We start from the raw sequence: 16,523 nt of genomic DNA, 5'->3' as shown, positions 1-16,523 counted from the left end.
GGTTCAAAAGTCGACGCTGACACCCAGGCTCACGCCCTGTTGGGTCAGCTCGTCACTCTTGCGCCAGTTGTAGTTCCCCCGCAGATGCACCCCCGCCGCCAGTTCATGGCTCACGCCCAGGCTGGCCCGGGTCAGGTCACTGTGTGGCGTGTACCCGGTCAGGGTAAAGTCATTGGCCGGCAGCGTCGCCAGGTGCATGGTCACATCCTGCTGGTCATCCTCGAACTCATGTTCCTGCGCCACTTCGGCGAACAGCCGGGTACTCGGTAGCACTTGCACGCTGCCGAGCATGCCCAGGCCCAGGCGCCGCGACGTGCGTTCCTGGTCGTCGAAGCCCAACGCCGTAGAGCGCGCGCTCTTTTCGTCATAGCCATCGACCTTCACCCGCGCATAGTCGGCGCTGATGAACGGGGCCAGCTGCCAGATGCTGGCCTCGGCCGCCAGGTTGTAGCCCAGCCGAGCGGTGACGGCCCAGGCTTCGCCATCGCTGTCGCCCTTCTCGCTGCGCTCGTTGACGCCGAGTCAGGATCGGCCCGCAGGCCGTTGGCGAGGTAGCCGGGCCGTTCTCGCAGCACCTGGCCGGCACCTGGCTGGCCAGGCGGGATCACGGTTTCGGAGGTGTCGGTGATCGATGCCAGGATCTGTCCGGTGGTGTAGCCACCGACAGCCCAGTTGTTGCCGTCGGCAAGGCCCCTGGCCAGGTTGCCTGGAGAGGTCGAGGGGCCCAGTTCGCTGGTGCCGAAGCCCAGTTTGCCGCCGAGGATCATGGGCGATACGGGCGCGAAATTGCCCTGCGCATCGCGGTTGGTGAAACGTGCGCCAGGGGTGCCGCCGGTCAGGTCGGGAAACTGCCCCGCGTCGCTGAGGCTGTCACCGAACACGATCAGCGTGGAGTAGGGCGAAGGCACGGCGAACGCCTGGCTGCAGGCAAGGGCCAACGAGGCGACGGTGAAACGCAGCGGCGGAGCTTGGCGCATCGATGAACATCCTTTTTTTTATGAGGACAACCTGATCGACCTTAGCAAATCGCTGGGCAAGCCTGCCAAGTCCATTCGTTTCCCTGTGTTTACGGGCATATTGCGCCCGCCGCGCCGGTAGGCTACTGTGCCGGGACGTATGAGCGAGACCTACCCTGTGTTGATCGTCAGCAAACTCTTGATGCGCGTAATCAAGGCCCACGCCCGTTGGCGTTGGCGCGCCTGACTTTATCCCCTGCCGGCCTGTCCGGCCCGCCCCCGTTTACCTTCCTGTTTGCCTGAACACCCACATGCGTGCGTGGCCGGGGAAGGTTCGAATTCAAAGTCAGTAGATTCAAGAGGTTCAGCCGATGTTACTGATGATCGACAATTACGACTCATTCACCTACAACGTCGTTCAATACCTTGGCGAGTTGGGTGCCGAGGTGAAGGTCATTCGCAACGATGAAATGACCATCGCCCAGATCGAAGCCCTCAACCCCGAACGCATCGTCGTTTCCCCAGGCCCGTGCACCCCGAGCGAAGCGGGTGTATCCATCGAGGCCATCCTGCATTTCGCCGGCAAGCTGCCGATCCTCGGCGTTTGCCTGGGCCACCAGTCCATCGGCCAGGCCTTTGGCGGTGACGTGGTGCGTGCCCGTCAGGTTATGCACGGCAAGACCAGCCCGGTGCACCATCGCGACCTCGGCGTGTTCGCCGGCCTCAACAACCCGCTGACGGTAACCCGCTACCATTCCCTGGTGGTCAAGCGCGAAACCCTTCCGGATTGCCTGGAAGTGACTGCCTGGACCGCTTTCGAAGACGGCTCGGTCGACGAGATCATGGGTTTGCGTCACAAGACGCTGAATATCGAAGGGGTGCAGTTCCACCCCGAATCCATCCTCACCGAGCAGGGCCACGAGCTGTTCGCCAACTTCCTCAAGCAGACCGGCGGCCGCCGCTAAGGATCGATCATGGATATCAAGAATGCGTTGAGCCGCATCGTCGGTCACCTGGACCTCAGTACCGAGGAAATGCGCGACGTCATGCGCCAGATCATGACCGGTCAGTGCAGTGAGGCGCAGATCGGTGCCTTCCTGATGGGCATGCGCATGAAGAGCGAGAGCATCGACGAGATCGTCGGTGCGGTATCGGTGATGCGCGAGCTGGCCGACAAGGTCGAGCTGAAGAATCTCGATGGCGTGGTCGATATCGTCGGTACCGGCGGTGACGGCGCCAACATCTTCAACGTTTCCACTGCATCCTCGTTCGTGCTTGCAGCTGCAGGCTGCACGGTCGCCAAGCATGGCAACCGCGCGGTGTCCGGCAAGAGCGGTAGCGCCGACCTGCTGGAGGCCGCAGGCATCTACCTGAACCTGACGCCGGTCCAGGTGGCGCGCTGCATCGACAGCCTCGGCATCGGTTTCATGTTCGCGCAAAGCCACCACACCGCCATGAAGTACGCGGCCGGCCCGCGTCGTGACCTGGGCCTGCGTACCCTGTTCAACATGCTCGGCCCGCTTACGAATCCGGCCGGGGTAAAACACCAGGTCGTCGGCGTATTCACCCAAGCCTTGTGCCGCCCGCTGGCCGAAGTGCTGCAGCGCCTCGGGAGCAAGCATGTGCTGGTGGTGCATTCGAAGGACGGACTGGACGAGTTCAGCCTGGCTGCGCCGACCTTTGTCGCCGAGCTGAAGAACGACGAAATCACCGAATACTGGGTCGAGCCGGAAGACCTCGGCATGAAGAGCCAGAGCCTGCATGGCCTGGCCGTCGAGAACCCGCAGGCGTCGCTGGAGCTGATCCGCGATGCCCTGGGACGGCGCAAGACCGAAAACGGCCAGAAAGCGGCCGAGATGATCGTGCTCAACGCGGGCGCGGCGCTGTACGCCGCTGACCATGCCATGAGCCTCAAGGCCGGTGTGGAACTGGCCCATGACGTCCTGCACACCGGCCTGGCCTGGGAGAAGCTGCAGGAGTTGGGTGCCTTTACCGCTGTATTCAAGGTGGAGAACGAAGCATGAGTGTGCCGACGGTGCTGGAAAGGATCATTGCCCGCAAGTTCCAGGAAGTGGCCGAACGCAGTGCACGCGTCAGCCTTGCCGAACTGGAGCGTCTGGCCAAGGCGGCCGATGCGCCGCGTGGCTTCGCCAAGGCGCTCATCGAGCAGGCCAAACACAAGCAGCCGGCGGTGATCGCCGAAATCAAGAAGGCGTCGCCGAGCAAAGGCGTGATCCGCGAGAACTTCGTGCCTGCGGACATTGCCGTCAGCTACGAAAAGGGCGGGGCGACCTGCCTGTCGGTGCTGACCGATGTGGACTACTTCCAGGGCGCAGATGCCTACCTGCAACAAGCCCGCGCGGCGGTTTCGCTGCCGGTCATCCGCAAGGACTTCATGGTCGACCCGTACCAGATCGTCGAGGCCCGGGCACTCGGTGCCGATTGCGTATTGCTGATCGTGTCGGCGCTGGATGACGTGAAAATGGCCGAGCTGGCCGCCACGGCCAAGGACGTCGGCTTGGACGTGCTGGTCGAAGTGCATGACGGCGATGAGCTCGAGCGTGCATTGAAGACCCTCGATACACCGTTGGTCGGCGTCAACAATCGCAACCTGCACACCTTCGACGTCCGCCTGGAGACCACCCTCGACCTGTTGCCGCGCATTCCGCGCGACCGCCTGGCCATTACCGAGAGCGGCATTCTCAACCGCGCCGATGTCGAGCTGATGGAAATCAACGAGGTGTATTCATTCCTGGTCGGCGAGGCGTTCATGCGCGCCGAGCAGCCAGGGCTGGAACTGCAGCGGTTGTTCTTCCCCGAACAGGTGAAGCCGACCGCCAAACAACTGGACTGATTGCAACGAAGCCGGCTCATGCCGGCTTTTTTGTGCGCAGAGAAAACCCTATCTGAAGGTGGATCAATGACCGATCAACCCCTGGCCCTTACCGTCGAACAAGGCCTGCACGCCGAACAGGATCTGCTGGCTGCCGTATGCCGCGGCGAGCGCGAGTGCGGTGTGCTGTTCTGGCGCCCCACCGATCACGCCCTGGTCATGCCCCGGCGCATGAGCCGTCTGGACAATTTCGAAGCGGCCTGTGCGGAGCTGGCCATTGCCGGCTGGCCGGTGCTGCTGCGGGAAACCGGTGGCGAGCCGGTGCCGCAGTCCCATTCGACGGTGAACGTCGCCCTGGTTTATGTGGCTCCGCGCAGCGAAGGCGATCACGGCCGCATTGAAAACGCCTACGAGCGCTTGTGCCTGCCACTGTGCGATGTGTTGCGCGAATGGGGCGGTGTGGCTTCGGTAGGCGAGATCGACGGTGCATTCTGCGATGGCCGCTACAACGTCAATCTCAATGGCCGCAAGCTGGTCGGTACGGCTCAGCGCTGGCGCCAGGGGCTGGGCGGCAAGCGTCCGGTGGTGCTGGTACATGGTGCGCTGCTGCTGGATAACGAGCGCGAGTCGATGGTCGCCGCGGTCAACCGCTTCAATGAGTGTTGCGAGCTGGGGCAACGCTGCCGGGCCGACAGTCATATCGCCTTGCACGAAGTCGTGCCCGAGGCGCCGTGGTTCGAGCGCCTGTCTAAGGCCTACAACGACGTGCTGGCGGCGATGCCCAAGGATTAACGGGTGCCGTAGACCACCATGGTCTTGCCCTTGACCTGCACCAGGCTGCGTTCTTCAAGGTCCTTGAGAACGCGGCCGACCATCTCCCGCGAACAGCCAACGATGCGGCCGATCTCCTGACGGGTGATCTTGATCTGCATGCCGTCAGGATGCGTCATGGCATCGGGCTGCTTGCACAGGTCGAGCAGGCAACGGGCAACACGGCCGGTCACATCGAAGAACGCCAGGTCGCCGACCTTGCGTGTGGTGTTGCGCAGGCGCTGGGCCATCTGGCTGCCGAGGGCGTAGAGAATGTCCGGATCCTGCCGGGTGACCTCGCGAAACTTCTCGTAGCTGATTTCCGCCACTTCACATTCGGTCTTGGCACGGACCCAGGCGCTGCGCTGCTGATCACTGTCGGAGGGTTCGAACAGCCCCAGCTCGCCGAAGAAATCGCCATTGTTGAGGTAGGCGATGATCATTTCATGACCTTCGTCATCTTCGATCAGAATGGTGACTGAGCCCTTGATGATGAATGACAAGGTTTCGGCACGATCACCGGCGCAGATGATGTTGCTCTTGGCGGTGTAGCGGCGGCGCTGGCAGTGCACCAGCAGCTTGTCGATGTTCTTGATCTTGGCGGGTAGGGCTGAGGCAACCATCACGAAATCCTGTTCGATGTGACGCATAGGCTCTTGTTAGTCATTGCCTGGCGCGACGCGCCAGTCAATTGGCGCCAGCTTATCAGACACTGCAGGATGTTTCGGCACAAATGCGACGGGCATTGAGCTTTTCGGACAGTCACACAAGGCTTAAGCTGACACCCTTTTGCGAAATCCAGGAGTATGGACAGATGAAGGCACGCATCCAGTGGGCCGGTGAAGCGATGTTCCTCGGTGAGTCGGGGAGCGGCCACGTGGTGGTGATGGACGGCCCGCCCGAGGCTGGCGGTCGCAACCTGGGCGTGCGCCCGATGGAAATGCTCCTGCTCGGCCTGGGTGGCTGCAGCAGTTTCGATGTGGTGAGCATCCTGAAGAAATCCCGGCAGGCGGTGGAAAGCTGCGAAGCTTTCCTGGAGGCCGAGCGCGCCAGCGAAGACCCCAAGGTCTTCACCAAGATTCACATGAACTTCGTGGTCAAGGGGCGTGGGCTGAAAGAGGCTCAGGTCAAGCGAGCGGTGGAGCTGTCGGCGGAGAAGTATTGCTCGGCGTCGATCATGCTGGAACGTGCTGGCGTGGAGATCACCCACGGTTACGAGATTGTAGAGCTGGGCTGATCCCGAGATTTTGGGTCTGCTGCGCAGCCCATCGCCGGCAAGCCGGCTCCCACAGGATGTGCGCCGTTACTGTAGGAGCCGGCTTGCCGGCGCTGGGTCGCAAAGCGGCCCCAGCGATCTTCAGTTGCGCAGTGCCGGCAAGGCAGCCAGCAACCACCCCGGCAGCCAGCTTCTTACCGCCTCGCTCAAGCGCTCCCGGCGCTTCTGATAGCCAAGCCCCAGGCCAATGACGCCCAGTCCGACCAACGTCAGCACCACCGGGAACAACAACGATTCGGCAAATACCTCATAAGACAGGTAGCCGAGATAAGCCGCCACGCCCAGCGCTCCGAACACCATGAACTGCGGCCGGCGCAGCAGCACTGCCATGCCCATCAGGCCAAGGTTGATCAAGCAGTACATCGCCTTGCCCAGCTCGCTGTCGCTCTCCATCATCGTCAGACCGCCCCAGAAAGCGGCCAGTCCGGCCAGATAGCCCCAGCGGGCATAGTCCTCGCGGGTTCGGCCGTCCACCAGCAGGAACACCAGCAACAATCCCAGCCCGAACCACAACGAAACCGTGCGCCGTTGTTCCCAGCTGAACGGTGAACCGTACACCCACTCGCTCAGGTCCATCGACATGAACCAGAGCGCGACGGCGATCGGCATCACGATGAACGGGTAGGGGATCAGGCGCAGCATCAGCAGACCGGCCAGCACCGTGGCCGCCTCCATCACCAGCCACCCACCCTGGACGTAGGTGTAGTACTGGTGATAGTCCGCTTGCGCATCGTCCAGCGGCCACCAGCCAGCCAGGCGTTCGAGGGCAAATACCGCCAACGGCACGATGCTCACCGCGACGGCGGCCAGCACGCCTGCAGCAATGGGTTGCTGGCGCTTTTGCAGGTTCAGGGCGAACAGGGTGATGAATGCGATGTACAGGGTTGCGATGGCCAGCAAGGCACCGTCGCCAATGCGCATCCAGGCTTCGGTCAACAACCAGCCCATGGCCCCCATGATCAACAGGGCGCCGAAGTAGAAGGCGACGTGTGCCAGCTGGAAACTGCCACGCGAGGCGGGTTGTTGCTGCAGGAAGTCCAGCAGGGCCCGGTCCTGGCCCGGCTGGAGAATGCCGGCTTGCACGGCGCGCGCCAGATCCTTGGCGTCTATTCGATCCGTCATGGGCGTGCCCCTAGATACGGTAGGTACTCTTGGTCATCACCTTGGCCAGCAGACTCATGCCCAGGCGCACCGGTGCGGGGAAGCGATAGCCGCCTGCCTCGAGGGCCGATTCGGCATGCTGTTCTTCATCCACTCGCATCTGTTCAAGGATGGCGCGGGACTTCTCGTCTTCGTGAGGTATCTGTTCAAGGTGTTCGTCCAGATGCTTGCACACCTGGCGCTCGGTGGCGGCGACGAAGCCCAGGCTGACCTTGTCGCTGACCAGGCCGGCGAGGGCGCCGATGCCGAACGACATGCCGTAGAACAGCGGGTTGAGTACGCTCGGGTGACTGCCCAGCTGGCGTATGCGCTGCTCGCACCAGGCCAGGTGATCGATTTCTTCGTCGGCGGCACTTTCCATGGCCTTGCGCACCTGTGGCAGCTTGGCGGTCAGGGCCTGGCCCTGGTACAGCGCCTGGGCGCAGACTTCGCCGGTATGGTTGATGCGCATCAGCCCGGCAATATGGCGGGTCTGGGTTTCGTCCAGATCGACATCCGGCTGGATGATGGCCGGGGAGGGCCGGGACGGCTGGCCGCTGAAGGGAAGCAAGGTGCGCATGGCGGTATCGGCCTGCAGCAACAAGCGGTCGAGCGGCGAATAGTGACGTTCGGTAGCCATCGGGCACCTCCGCTAGAGTGTGCCCGACAGTTTACCGCAATCGCTTCAGGGTCGCTTGCCCTGGATCAGCCCGGTGGCCAGTGCATCTGACGCTGGCCGAGCACGTGCATGTGGATGTGATAGACGGTCTGGCCGCCTTGCTCGTTGCAGTTCATGACCACGCGGAAACCGTCCTCGCAACCCAGCTCCTTGGCCAGGCGCTGGGCCGTGAACAGGATGTGGCCTGCCAGGCCCTTGTCTTCTTCGGTCAGGTCGCTGAGGGTACGAATGTGCTTTTTCGGGATGACCAGAAAATGCACCGGCGCCTGGGGCGCGATATCGTGGAACGCCAGAACCTGGTCGTCCTCGTAGATGATCTTCGCCGGGATTTCCCGGTTGATGATCTTGCAGAATAAATCGTCCACAGCACTTGCTCCATGGTGAGGGTCCGGGCCGAGTTTACTGAGCCAGGCGCCGCTCGCCCAGTGGCTATTCCATTCCAGTCGGGCAGTAGCGGCGGTGGATGAAACCTGCGAGCTTGCGTGCCAGCCATCGCGGTAACAGGCGTGGGGCGAAAGCCAGCCAGCGATTGCGCCGCACGGGCATGATCAGCGCGCGGTTCTTCGCCAGGGCCCGCACGGTGTACAAGGCCACTTCCTCGGGGCTCAGGCAGCGGCTGCTGCCATCGAGGCGGGGAATGCGCCGACGTGCTGAGCGAACCGGGCCAGGGCACAGCACCGAAACCTTGATGCCCGTGGGCTTGAGCTCTTCGCGCAGCGCTTCGGTGAAGTTCAGCACATAGGTCTTGCTCGCGGCATAGGTCGCCATCCATGGGCCAGGCGCTACCGCCGCCAGGCCGGCGACATTGAGGATCTGCCCACCGCCCTGCACCGCCATCAGGTTGCCGATGGCGTGACACAGCCGGCTCATGGCGAGGATATTGACCTCGAGCAGGTCCTGCTCATCGGCCCACTCGTGGGCCAGGAACGGGCCGTAGGTACGCTGCCCGGCGCAATTGACCAACAGGTCGATGCGCCTTTCGCCTTCCTCCAGCTCCAGCACGAAACCCGACAGGCGCAGCGGCTGGCTCAGGTCGCAGGCGCGGAACAGCACCTCGACGCCGAAGCGCTGGGTCAGCTCGATGGCCACCGGTTCCAGGCTTTCTCGATGGCGAGCCACCAGGATCAGGTTACGCCCGCGCCGTGCCAGGGCTTCCGCCAGGGCAAGGCCCAGGCCGCTGGAAGCACCAGTGATCATGGCGTAACGGGTCATGCAAGGCTCCTGGGGGCTGAAGAGGGCGCCTAGTGTACAACTTGGCCCGCCAAGGTGTTGCCTTTTGCTACCGGGCCTTGACGCTCAATGCCTGGCAGCGCTCGAGTGCTGCCAGGTACTCGCCCCTCAGGCGTTCGATCAATTCGGCGGCACTTGGCGAGTCATGGATTTCGCCCACCCCCTGGCCGGCGGACCACACGGTCTTCCAGACTTTGGCTTCGTCATCGAGGGGCTTGAGCTTGCCCTGTTCCTGCCCGGCCTTCAGGGCATCCATGTCGTAGCCTGCCTGCTCCAGGCTTGGGCGCAGGAAACTCGCCGGAATGCCGGAAACGGCAGGCGTGTGAATGATGTCGGCGGCATGGGCATCGAGCAGCATCTGCTTGTAGGCCTCCTGCGCACGGCTTTCGCGGGTGGCAATGAAGCGGGTCCCCATGTAGGCCAGGTCGGCGCCTAGCAACTGGGCAGCGAGAATCTCGTGCCCGTGGTTGATGCAGCCCGCCAGCAGCAGGGTCTTGTCGAAGAACTGGCGGATCTCGGCCACCAGGGCAAGCGGGCTCCAGGTGCCGGCATGTCCTCCTGCGCCTGCCGCGACGGCGATCAGGCCATCGACACCCGCTTCGGCGGCTTTTTCGGCATGACGCCTTGTAGTCACGTCGTGGAACACCAGGCCGCCGTAGCCATGTACTGCATCTACCACTTCCTTGACCGCGCCAAGGCTGGTGATGACGATCGGTACGCGATGCTCGACGCACAGCGCCAGGTCGGCCTGCAGGCGCGGGTTGGTGGGGTGGACGATGAGGTTGACGGCATAGGGTGCGGGCTCATGCAACTGCGCCAGACCTGCCTCGATCTCATCCAGCCAGGCCTTGAAGCCTGCGCTGTCGCGCTGGTTCAGGGCCGGGAAGCTGCCCACCACGCCTTGGCCACAGCAGGCCAGGACCAGGTCAGGGTTGGATATCAGGAACATCGGTGCAGCGACCACGGGCAAGCGCAGGTGTTTTTCGAGCGCGGCAGGGAGGGACATGGGCGAGGCTCCAGTGCAGATCGTCAGAAGGGTTTGACCACCACGAGGATCACGATGCCCAGCAGGAACAGCACCGGCACCTCGTTGAACCAGCGGTAGTAGACATGGCTGCGGGTGTTGTTGCCGCTGGCGAAGCGTTTGAGCTGGGCGCCGCAGACGTGGTGGTAGCCGGTCAGGAGGATCACCAGGGTCAGCTTGGCATGCAGCCAGCCCTGGCTGAGCCAGCCGGGCGTGAGGTACAGCATCCACGCGCCGAACACATAAGTGGCGATCATTGCCGGGTTCATGATGCCGCGATACAGCTTGCGCTCCATGGTCGAGAAGCGTTCCTGGCTGATGCTGTCCTGGCTCTGGGCATGGTAGACGAACAGGCGAGGCAGGTAGAACAGGCCGGCGAACCAGCAGACCACGCTGACGATGTGCAGCGCTTTGATCCATAGGTAGAGCATGGAGGGAGTTCCTTCAGGTTTTCACGGTCGTCAGATAGTAGAGGCCAAGTGCCCGAAGGGTCACCCCAAGAGTTGTTACAGGCGCCTTGCGCCCCTATCATCGTGCGTTTTCCAGTCGGCTCGTTGAAAGGGGCAAGCGTTATGATCAAGGTCGGTATCGTCGGCGGCACGGGTTACACCGGCGTCGAACTGTTGCGTCTGCTGGCACAGCATCCACAGGCCGAAGTGGCGGTGATCACTTCGCGTTCCGAAGCGGGCGTGGCGGTCGCCGACATGTACCCGAACCTGCGCGGTCATTATGACGGCCTGGCTTTCAGCGTGCCGGACAGCAAGACCCTGGCAGCCTGCGACGTGGTGTTCTTCGCCACACCGCACGGCGTTGCCCACGCCCTGGCTGGCGAGCTGCTGGCTGCCGGGACCAAGGTCATCGACTTGTCCGCCGACTTCCGCCTGCAGGACGCTACCGAGTGGGGCAAGTGGTACGGACAGCCGCATGGTGCGCCCGAGCTGCTCAAGGATGCGGTCTACGGCCTGCCGGAAGTGAACCGGGAGAAAATCCGCCAGGCACGCCTGATCGCGGTGCCCGGCTGCTACCCGACCGCCACCCAGCTGGGCTTCCTGCCGCTGCTGGAAGCTGGCCTGGCCGATCCGTCGCGCCTGATCGCCGACTGCAAGTCGGGCGTCAGCGGTGCCGGCCGCGGAGCAGCCGTCGGGTCACTGTTCTGTGAGGCCGGGGAGAGCATGAAAGCCTACGCGGTCAAGGGGCATCGCCACCTGCCGGAAATCAGCCAAGGCCTGCGCCTGGCTGCGGGCAAGGACGTCGGTCTGACCTTCGTGCCGCACCTGACGCCGATGATTCGCGGCATCCACGCCACCCTGTACGCCAACGTCGTCGACACTTCGGTCGATCTGCAGGCGCTGTTCGAGAAGCGCTATGCCGATGAGCCGTTCGTCGACGTGATGCCAGCGGGCAGCCACCCGGAGACCCGCAGCGTGCGGGGCGCCAACGTATGCCGCATCGCCGTTCATCGCCCTCAGGGTGGTGACCTGGTGGTCGTGTTGTCGGTCATCGACAACCTGGTCAAGGGCGCTTCCGGCCAGGCGGTACAGAACCTGAACATCCTGTTCGGTCTGGACGAGCGCATGGGTCTGTCCCATGCCGGCCTGCTGCCATAAGCGCAGGCTCGGAGAAGAGGCCCGCCGTGCGCGGGCCTTTTTCTTGCCGAGACTAAAGCCGCACAATTCTTGACCGATTTTCTCGGAGAAGCGGATAATGCGCGTCATCGAGTTTTATGACGGCACTGCGCCGGGAGAATCTACATGAGCGTCGAAACCTTCACCCCCACGGTTCTGGAATTTACCCAAGGGGCAGCGCAAAAGGTGAAGACCCTGGTTTCCGAAGAAGGCAACGAGCGCCTGAAGTTGCGCGTGTTCGTGACCGGTGGCGGTTGCTCGGGCTTCCAGTACGGCTTCACCTTCGATGAAGATGTGGCCGAAGATGACACCATCGTCGAGCGTGAAGGCGTGTCGCTGGTGGTCGATCCGATGAGCTTCCAGTACCTGGCGGGTGCCGAAGTGGACTATCAGGAAGGCCTGGAAGGTTCGCGCTTCGTGATCAAGAACCCGAACGCTGCCACGACCTGTGGCTGCGGCTCCTCGTTCTCGATCTGAGACCTGGCATTACCAAAACGCCGCGCATAAGCGCGGCGTTTTGCATTGTGGCCTGTCAGGCCGGGTAGATCGCCCCGAGCACACGCAACCCCTTGGCAGCGGTAACGCTTGGCCGATTGGCAGCAATGCCTTCAAGGCAGCAGTGGGCAAGCCAGGCAAATGCCATGGCCTCGACCCAGTCCGGATCGACGCCGTGCGCCGCGGTACTGGCGACCTGGGCATTGGGGAGCAGCGCGCCAAGGCGGGCCATCAATGCGCCATTGCGTGCACCTCCACCGCACACCAGCAAGGCTTCGGTGCCTTGTTGGGCATTGCGCAGCGCATCGATGATGCTTCTTGCCGTCAACTCCAGCAGGGTGGCCTGGACGTCCTCGTCATGGTAGGTGGGGAGGCGGCCAAGGTGGCTATCCAGCCAGGGCAGGTTGAACACTTCACGGCCAGTGCTCTTCGGGCCGGTACCGGCGAAGAATGGATCAGCCAGCAGGCGCTCGAGCAGGTCGGCCTGCACCACGCCACTGGCAGCCCAGGCGCCGTCTGCATCATAAGACTGGCCATGCTTGCGCTCGATCCAGGCATCCAGCAGCACGTTGCCTGGGCCGCAGTCGAAGCCATGTACGGGCTTGTCCTGTTCGATCAGGCTGAGATTGCTGAAGCCGCCGACGTTGAGAATTGCCAGGCGCTGCCCGAGGTGGCTGAACAAGGCTTCGTGGAAGGCTGGTACCAAAGGCGCACCCTGGCCCCCGGCCGCCACGTCGCGGCGGCGGAAGTCGGCAACCACACTGATGCCGGTGAGTTCGGCCAGCAATGCGGGGTTGCCGATCTGCACGGTAAAGCCACGCGCAGGCTCATGGCGGATGGTCTGCCCATGACTGCCGATGGCACGAATGGCGTTGGCTTGCAGGCCTCGTTTCGCCAGCAGCTGCTGGATGCCTTCACCTGCAAGGCTTGCCCAGCGGTTCTCCGCCAGCGCGGCACGCGCGATCTCGTCCGGGCCAGTGCTGCACAGACTCAACAGCGCCTGGCGCAGATCGGCGGGCATGGGCAGGTAATGAGTGGCGAGCAGTTCCAGCTGCTCGCCCTGTTCGATCAGGGCGATATCCAGGCCATCGAGGCTGGTGCCGGACATCACCCCCAGGTAGAGCGCCATGGCGTCAGCGCTTGTTCGCAGCGAGCATGGTGGCCTTTTCCTGATCCATGCGGGCGATCAGGGGCTGGCTCTGCTGCAGGAAGCGTTGGCGTTCGGCCTTGGTGATCGGGTCGGACATGGGGACCTTCTGACTCAGCGGGTCGACATGCACACCGTTCACCTGGAACTCGTAATGAAGGTGCGGGCCGGTGGACAGGCCGGTGGTGCCGATGTAGCCGATGATCTGGCCCTGCTTCACGTTGCTGCCGTTCTTGATGCCCTTGGCGAAGCCCTGCATGTGCCCGTAGAGGGTCTTGTAGCGGTTGCCATGGGCAATGATGACGGTGTTGCCATAGCCGCCACGGCGACCGGCCAGTTCGATGCGGCCGTCACCTGCTGCCTTGATCGGTGTGCCCCTTGGTGCTGCGTAGTCAACGCCCTTGTGCGCGCGGATCTTGTTCAGGATCGGGTGCTTGCGCCCGGCGGAGAAGCGCGAGCTGATGCGGGCATAATCAACCGGCGTACGGATGAATGCCTTGCGCAGGCTGTTACCGTCGGCGGTGTAGTAGCTGGTGTTGCCCTGCTTGTTGGTGTAGCGCACTGCGGTGTAGGTCTTGCCGCGATTGGTGAAGCGGGCAGAGAGGATGTTGCCGGTGCCCACCACCTTGCCATCCATGACCTTCTGTTCGTAGACCAGGTCGAATTCGTCACCCTGGCGGATGTCCTGGGCGAAGTCGATGTCATAGCCGAGCACCTTGGCCATGTCCATGGCCAGGCTGTGGGAGAGGCCGGCGCGCTGGGCCGATGCCGACAGCGAGCTCTTGATCACGCCATGGGTGTAGGCGGTACGCACGACCGGTTTGCTGATTTCGCGCGCGAAGGTGTAGCCCTTGGCAGACTTGGTCAGCCGAATGGTTTCGAGGTTGCTGACCTTGCTGTGCAGGCTGGCCAGCTGGCCGTCCTTGTCGAGCTCGAACTGCAGCACCTGGCCGTGTTTGAGCTGGCTGAACTGCTTGGCCTGCTTGTTGCTGGCCAGCAGGTCGTGCACCGCATTGCTCGGCAGCCCGACCTTGGCGAACAGCGTCGACAAGGTGTCGCCACGTGCGACGGTCACTTCGCGGTGGCTGGGGTCTTTGGCTTCTGGCTTCTGCTCGGTGGCAGGCGCTTGCTGAGCGGCCTGCTCGGCAGTGGCGTCGGTGCCTTCGATCTGCGCGAACGGTGTGCCCTGATCGGCCTCGGCCTGCACCAATGGCGCGGCCTTGGACTCATCTTTCAGCTGCTCCGCCGGGCTTTCCAGCTCCAGGCTGAGGGTGGTCTTCTTGGCTTCGACTTCGCTGGATGGAAATACCAGCAGGGCCAGGCTGAGCAGGGCGGCGATGCCGCTGGCGGCCAACAGATGGCTTTTCGGATAAAGCGGGGGCGCTTTAGGCGTTTCGTTGGTCATAGGTAAGGTGGCTTTGAAGAAAAGTGAATATGGAAAAGATGAATGACATGATGAAGATGAAATAACTGTATAAAATATAACCAAATCCATTTTCACGCAAGGGCGCGTAGACGCCGCATCGCTGCGGTCAGGTCACATTTCATTGCGAAACTTGTATTTGATGGCCGATCTTGTATGGTTGGCTCCCCTTGAATCTGAGCCTAGCGGGTCTGTTTATGAAGTCGGTTGAAGAGCAGCTGGCGCTTATCAAGCGCGGTGCGGAAGAAGTGTTGGTCGAGTCGGAACTGGTAGAGAAGCTCAAGCGCGGCCAACCTCTGCGCATCAAGGCAGGCTTCGACCCGACTGCGCCCGACCTGCACCTCGGGCACACGGTACTGATCAACAAGCTGCGCCAGTTCCAGGGGCTGGGGCATCAGGTGATCTTCCTGATCGGTGACTTCACCGGGATGATTGGTGACCCGAGCGGCAAGAGCGCCACCCGCCCGCCGCTGACGCGCGAACAGGTGCTGGACAATGCCGAGACCTACAAGCAGCAGGTGTTCAAGATCCTTGATCCGGCCAAGACCGAGGTTGCCTTCAACTCCACCTGGATGGACAAGCTGACGCCGGCTGATTTCATTCGCCTGGCTTCGCAGTACACCGTGGCGCGGATGCTTGAGCGCGATGACTTCGACAAGCGCTACACCACCAATCAGCCGATCGCTATCCACGAGTTCCTCTATCCGCTCGTCCAAGGGTACGACTCGGTGGCGTTGAAGGCTGACGTGGAGCTGGGTGGTACCGATCAGAAGTTCAACCTGCTGATGGGGCGTGAGCTTCAGCGCGCCTACGGCCAGGAAGCGCAGAACATCGTGACCATGCCGCTGCTCGAAGGGCTCGACGGCGTGAAGAAGATGTCCAAGTCGCTGGGCAACTATGTGGGTATCCAGGAAGCGCCGGGCGTCATGTACAGCAAGCTGGTTTCGATCCCCGATACGCTGATGTGGCGTTACTTCGAGCTGCTGAGCTTCCGTTCGATGGAAGAGATCGAACAGTTCCGTGCCGATGTGGCCAATGGCGCGAACCCGCGTGACATCAAGATCAAGCTGGCCGAAGAGATCGTTGCGCGCTTCCACGGTGAAGACGCTGCGGCCAATGCGCACCGTGCTGCCGGTAATCGCATGAAGGAAGGTGAGCTGCCTGAAGATCTGCCTGAGATCGAAGTGGCTGCGGCTGAAGATCTGCCGATCGCCGCAGTGCTGAACCGTGCGGGCTTGGTGAAGAACTCGGCGCAGGCCCGCGATCTGCTCAGCGGTGGCGCGGTGAAGGTCGATGGTGAGGTGGTCGACAAGGACTTCCTGTTTATCCTGGGTGCGACTCATGTGTGCCAAGCGGGCAAGAAGTCGTTTGGCCGGGTTACCCTCAAGGCTGAGTGACCGCCGGGTGGTGTAGCTATATAGAAGCGGGGAGGCCGACAGGCCTCCCCGCTTTTTTTGGGGGGGCGGGGCTGGCGGGCGCTTGTCTTGAGGTTGGGTTGGTTTTGAGAGGTGCCTGCCTTGGTTTCTCTGGCGCCTGCGAGATCGAGCGCCGCCCGCGCGGCGCATCGCGGGCAAGCCCGCTCCTACATCTGTTTCAGGCCAGTCTCTTCTGTGAGGCCTTCACTGTCCGCCTCGGTGCATGACGGGAGACGGGTGGAGCTGCATCGGCGCCCACCAGGATGCATCGCCATGCCAACAAGGCGGTCCCTGTTGGCTTCACAGGAGTGATTGGCCTGAAACAGATGTAGGAGCGGGCTTGCCCGCGATGCGCCGCGCGGGCGGCGCTCGATCTCCCAGGTGCAGAAAGGTTCGTGGCAGGCACCTGGTGGCCTTGATGCGGTCTTCGCCAGAATATTTCAAATATATGAAATTAAAGGTTGACGGGG

Annotated in this window: 17 protein-coding genes and 1 pseudogene; 8 read left to right on the top strand and 10 right to left on the bottom strand. The window is 62.6% G+C overall.

The genetic code is table 11. The annotated features are described in order from the left end of the window. Window positions 1–3: 3 nt before the first annotated feature. Window positions 4–977, bottom strand: a pseudogene (locus PPL01S_RS24640) (autotransporter domain-containing protein). Window positions 978–1,327: 350 nt separating this feature from the next. On the opposite strand from PPL01S_RS24640, the gene PPL01S_RS11925 reads away from it, so the two are divergent. The 4 genes from PPL01S_RS11925 to PPL01S_RS11910 all read left to right on the top strand — a co-directional run bounded on the left by PPL01S_RS11925 (window position 1,328) and on the right by PPL01S_RS11910 (window position 4,581). Further along, window positions 1,328–1,921, top strand: coding sequence for an aminodeoxychorismate/anthranilate synthase component II (locus tag PPL01S_RS11925; protein WP_016393187.1), 594 nt, complete (start codon window positions 1,328–1,330; stop codon window positions 1,919–1,921). Between the two features lie 9 nt (window positions 1,922–1,930). After that, window positions 1,931–2,980: an anthranilate phosphoribosyltransferase gene (trpD, locus tag PPL01S_RS11920; protein WP_016393186.1), complete on the top strand. Its 1,050-nt coding sequence runs from the start codon at window positions 1,931–1,933 to the stop codon at window positions 2,978–2,980. After that, on the top strand, window positions 2,977–3,810 hold the full coding sequence (trpC, locus tag PPL01S_RS11915; protein ID WP_016393185.1) for an indole-3-glycerol phosphate synthase TrpC: 834 nt from the start codon (window positions 2,977–2,979) through the stop codon (window positions 3,808–3,810). Before trpD ends, trpC begins: the two co-directional genes overlap by 4 nt. A gap of 66 nt (window positions 3,811–3,876) precedes the next feature. Further along, window positions 3,877–4,581, top strand: a complete 705-nt coding sequence (locus PPL01S_RS11910) for a lipoate--protein ligase family protein (protein ID WP_016393184.1) — start codon at window positions 3,877–3,879, stop codon at window positions 4,579–4,581. Here the strand turns inward: PPL01S_RS11910 and crp are convergent. Then, window positions 4,578–5,222 carry a cAMP-activated global transcriptional regulator CRP gene (gene crp / locus PPL01S_RS11905; RefSeq protein WP_016393183.1) on the bottom strand — a complete coding sequence of 215 codons (645 nt, stop codon included), beginning with the start codon at window positions 5,220–5,222 and terminating at the stop codon, window positions 4,578–4,580. The two genes, PPL01S_RS11910 and crp, sit on opposite strands and share 4 nt — an antisense overlap. A 191-nt stretch (window positions 5,223–5,413) precedes the next feature. Between crp and PPL01S_RS11900 the strand changes: the two genes are divergently transcribed. After that, complete coding sequence (locus PPL01S_RS11900) at window positions 5,414–5,836, top strand: OsmC family protein (RefSeq protein WP_004376171.1); 423 nt, start codon at window positions 5,414–5,416, stop codon at window positions 5,834–5,836. A 120-nt stretch (window positions 5,837–5,956) separates the two neighbouring features. Here the strand turns inward: PPL01S_RS11900 and PPL01S_RS11895 are convergent, their stop codons facing one another. The 6 genes from PPL01S_RS11895 to hemJ form a co-directional block, all read right to left on the bottom strand. Beyond that, complete coding sequence (locus tag PPL01S_RS11895) at window positions 5,957–6,997, bottom strand: hypothetical protein (protein ID WP_016393182.1); 1,041 nt, start codon at window positions 6,995–6,997, stop codon at window positions 5,957–5,959. A 10-nt stretch (window positions 6,998–7,007) separates the two neighbouring features. Then, the gene (coq7, locus tag PPL01S_RS11890; RefSeq protein WP_016393181.1) at window positions 7,008–7,655 is read right to left on the bottom strand and encodes a 2-polyprenyl-3-methyl-6-methoxy-1,4-benzoquinone monooxygenase; all 648 of its coding nucleotides are present in this window, start codon (window positions 7,653–7,655) and stop codon (window positions 7,008–7,010) included. A 65-nt stretch (window positions 7,656–7,720) separates the two neighbouring features. Next, window positions 7,721–8,059, bottom strand: coding sequence for a histidine triad nucleotide-binding protein (locus tag PPL01S_RS11885; RefSeq protein WP_008089536.1), 339 nt, complete (start codon window positions 8,057–8,059; stop codon window positions 7,721–7,723). A gap of 64 nt (window positions 8,060–8,123) precedes the next feature. Further along, window positions 8,124–8,906, bottom strand: a complete 783-nt coding sequence (locus tag PPL01S_RS11880) for an SDR family NAD(P)-dependent oxidoreductase (protein WP_016393180.1) — start codon at window positions 8,904–8,906, stop codon at window positions 8,124–8,126. A gap of 67 nt (window positions 8,907–8,973) precedes the next feature. Next, a complete protein-coding gene (locus PPL01S_RS11875) occupies window positions 8,974–9,930 on the bottom strand; it encodes an NAD(P)H-dependent flavin oxidoreductase (RefSeq protein WP_016393179.1) in 957 nt (318 codons plus the stop codon). 23 nt (window positions 9,931–9,953) lie between these two features. Then, window positions 9,954–10,379 (bottom strand): protoporphyrinogen oxidase HemJ, encoded by a 426-nt coding sequence (gene hemJ / locus PPL01S_RS11870; RefSeq protein ID WP_016393178.1) that lies wholly within the window; start codon window positions 10,377–10,379, stop codon window positions 9,954–9,956. Window positions 10,380–10,520: 141 nt separating this feature from the next. Between hemJ and argC the strand changes: the two genes are divergently transcribed. Further along, on the top strand, window positions 10,521–11,555 hold the full coding sequence (gene argC / locus PPL01S_RS11865) for an N-acetyl-gamma-glutamyl-phosphate reductase (RefSeq protein WP_016393177.1): 1,035 nt from the start codon (window positions 10,521–10,523) through the stop codon (window positions 11,553–11,555). 144 nt (window positions 11,556–11,699) lie between these two features. Continuing rightward, complete coding sequence (gene erpA / locus PPL01S_RS11860; RefSeq protein ID WP_008089525.1) at window positions 11,700–12,050, top strand: iron-sulfur cluster insertion protein ErpA; 351 nt, start codon at window positions 11,700–11,702, stop codon at window positions 12,048–12,050. A 55-nt stretch (window positions 12,051–12,105) separates the two neighbouring features. Here the strand turns inward: erpA and PPL01S_RS11855 are convergent, their stop codons facing one another. Together PPL01S_RS11855 and PPL01S_RS11850 are read right to left on the bottom strand one after the other, a co-directional pair. Then, on the bottom strand, window positions 12,106–13,197 hold the full coding sequence (locus tag PPL01S_RS11855) for an anhydro-N-acetylmuramic acid kinase (protein WP_016393176.1): 1,092 nt from the start codon (window positions 13,195–13,197) through the stop codon (window positions 12,106–12,108). 4 nt (window positions 13,198–13,201) lie between these two features. Further along, window positions 13,202–14,620 (bottom strand): peptidoglycan DD-metalloendopeptidase family protein, encoded by a 1,419-nt coding sequence (locus PPL01S_RS11850; RefSeq protein ID WP_028625698.1) that lies wholly within the window; start codon window positions 14,618–14,620, stop codon window positions 13,202–13,204. A 215-nt stretch (window positions 14,621–14,835) separates the two neighbouring features. Here PPL01S_RS11850 and tyrS point away from each other — a divergent pair, with 215 nt between their 5' ends. Further along, window positions 14,836–16,035, top strand: a complete 1,200-nt coding sequence (tyrS, locus tag PPL01S_RS11845) for a tyrosine--tRNA ligase (protein WP_016393174.1) — start codon at window positions 14,836–14,838, stop codon at window positions 16,033–16,035. The last annotated feature ends 488 nt before the right edge of the window (window positions 16,036–16,523 follow it).

Origin of the sequence: Pseudomonas plecoglossicida NBRC 103162 = DSM 15088, assembly GCF_000730665.1 — a bacterium.
Taxonomy (GTDB): Bacteria; Pseudomonadota; Gammaproteobacteria; order Pseudomonadales; family Pseudomonadaceae; genus Aquipseudomonas; species Aquipseudomonas plecoglossicida.
This window is presented reverse-complemented; position numbering and strand designations above follow the sequence as displayed.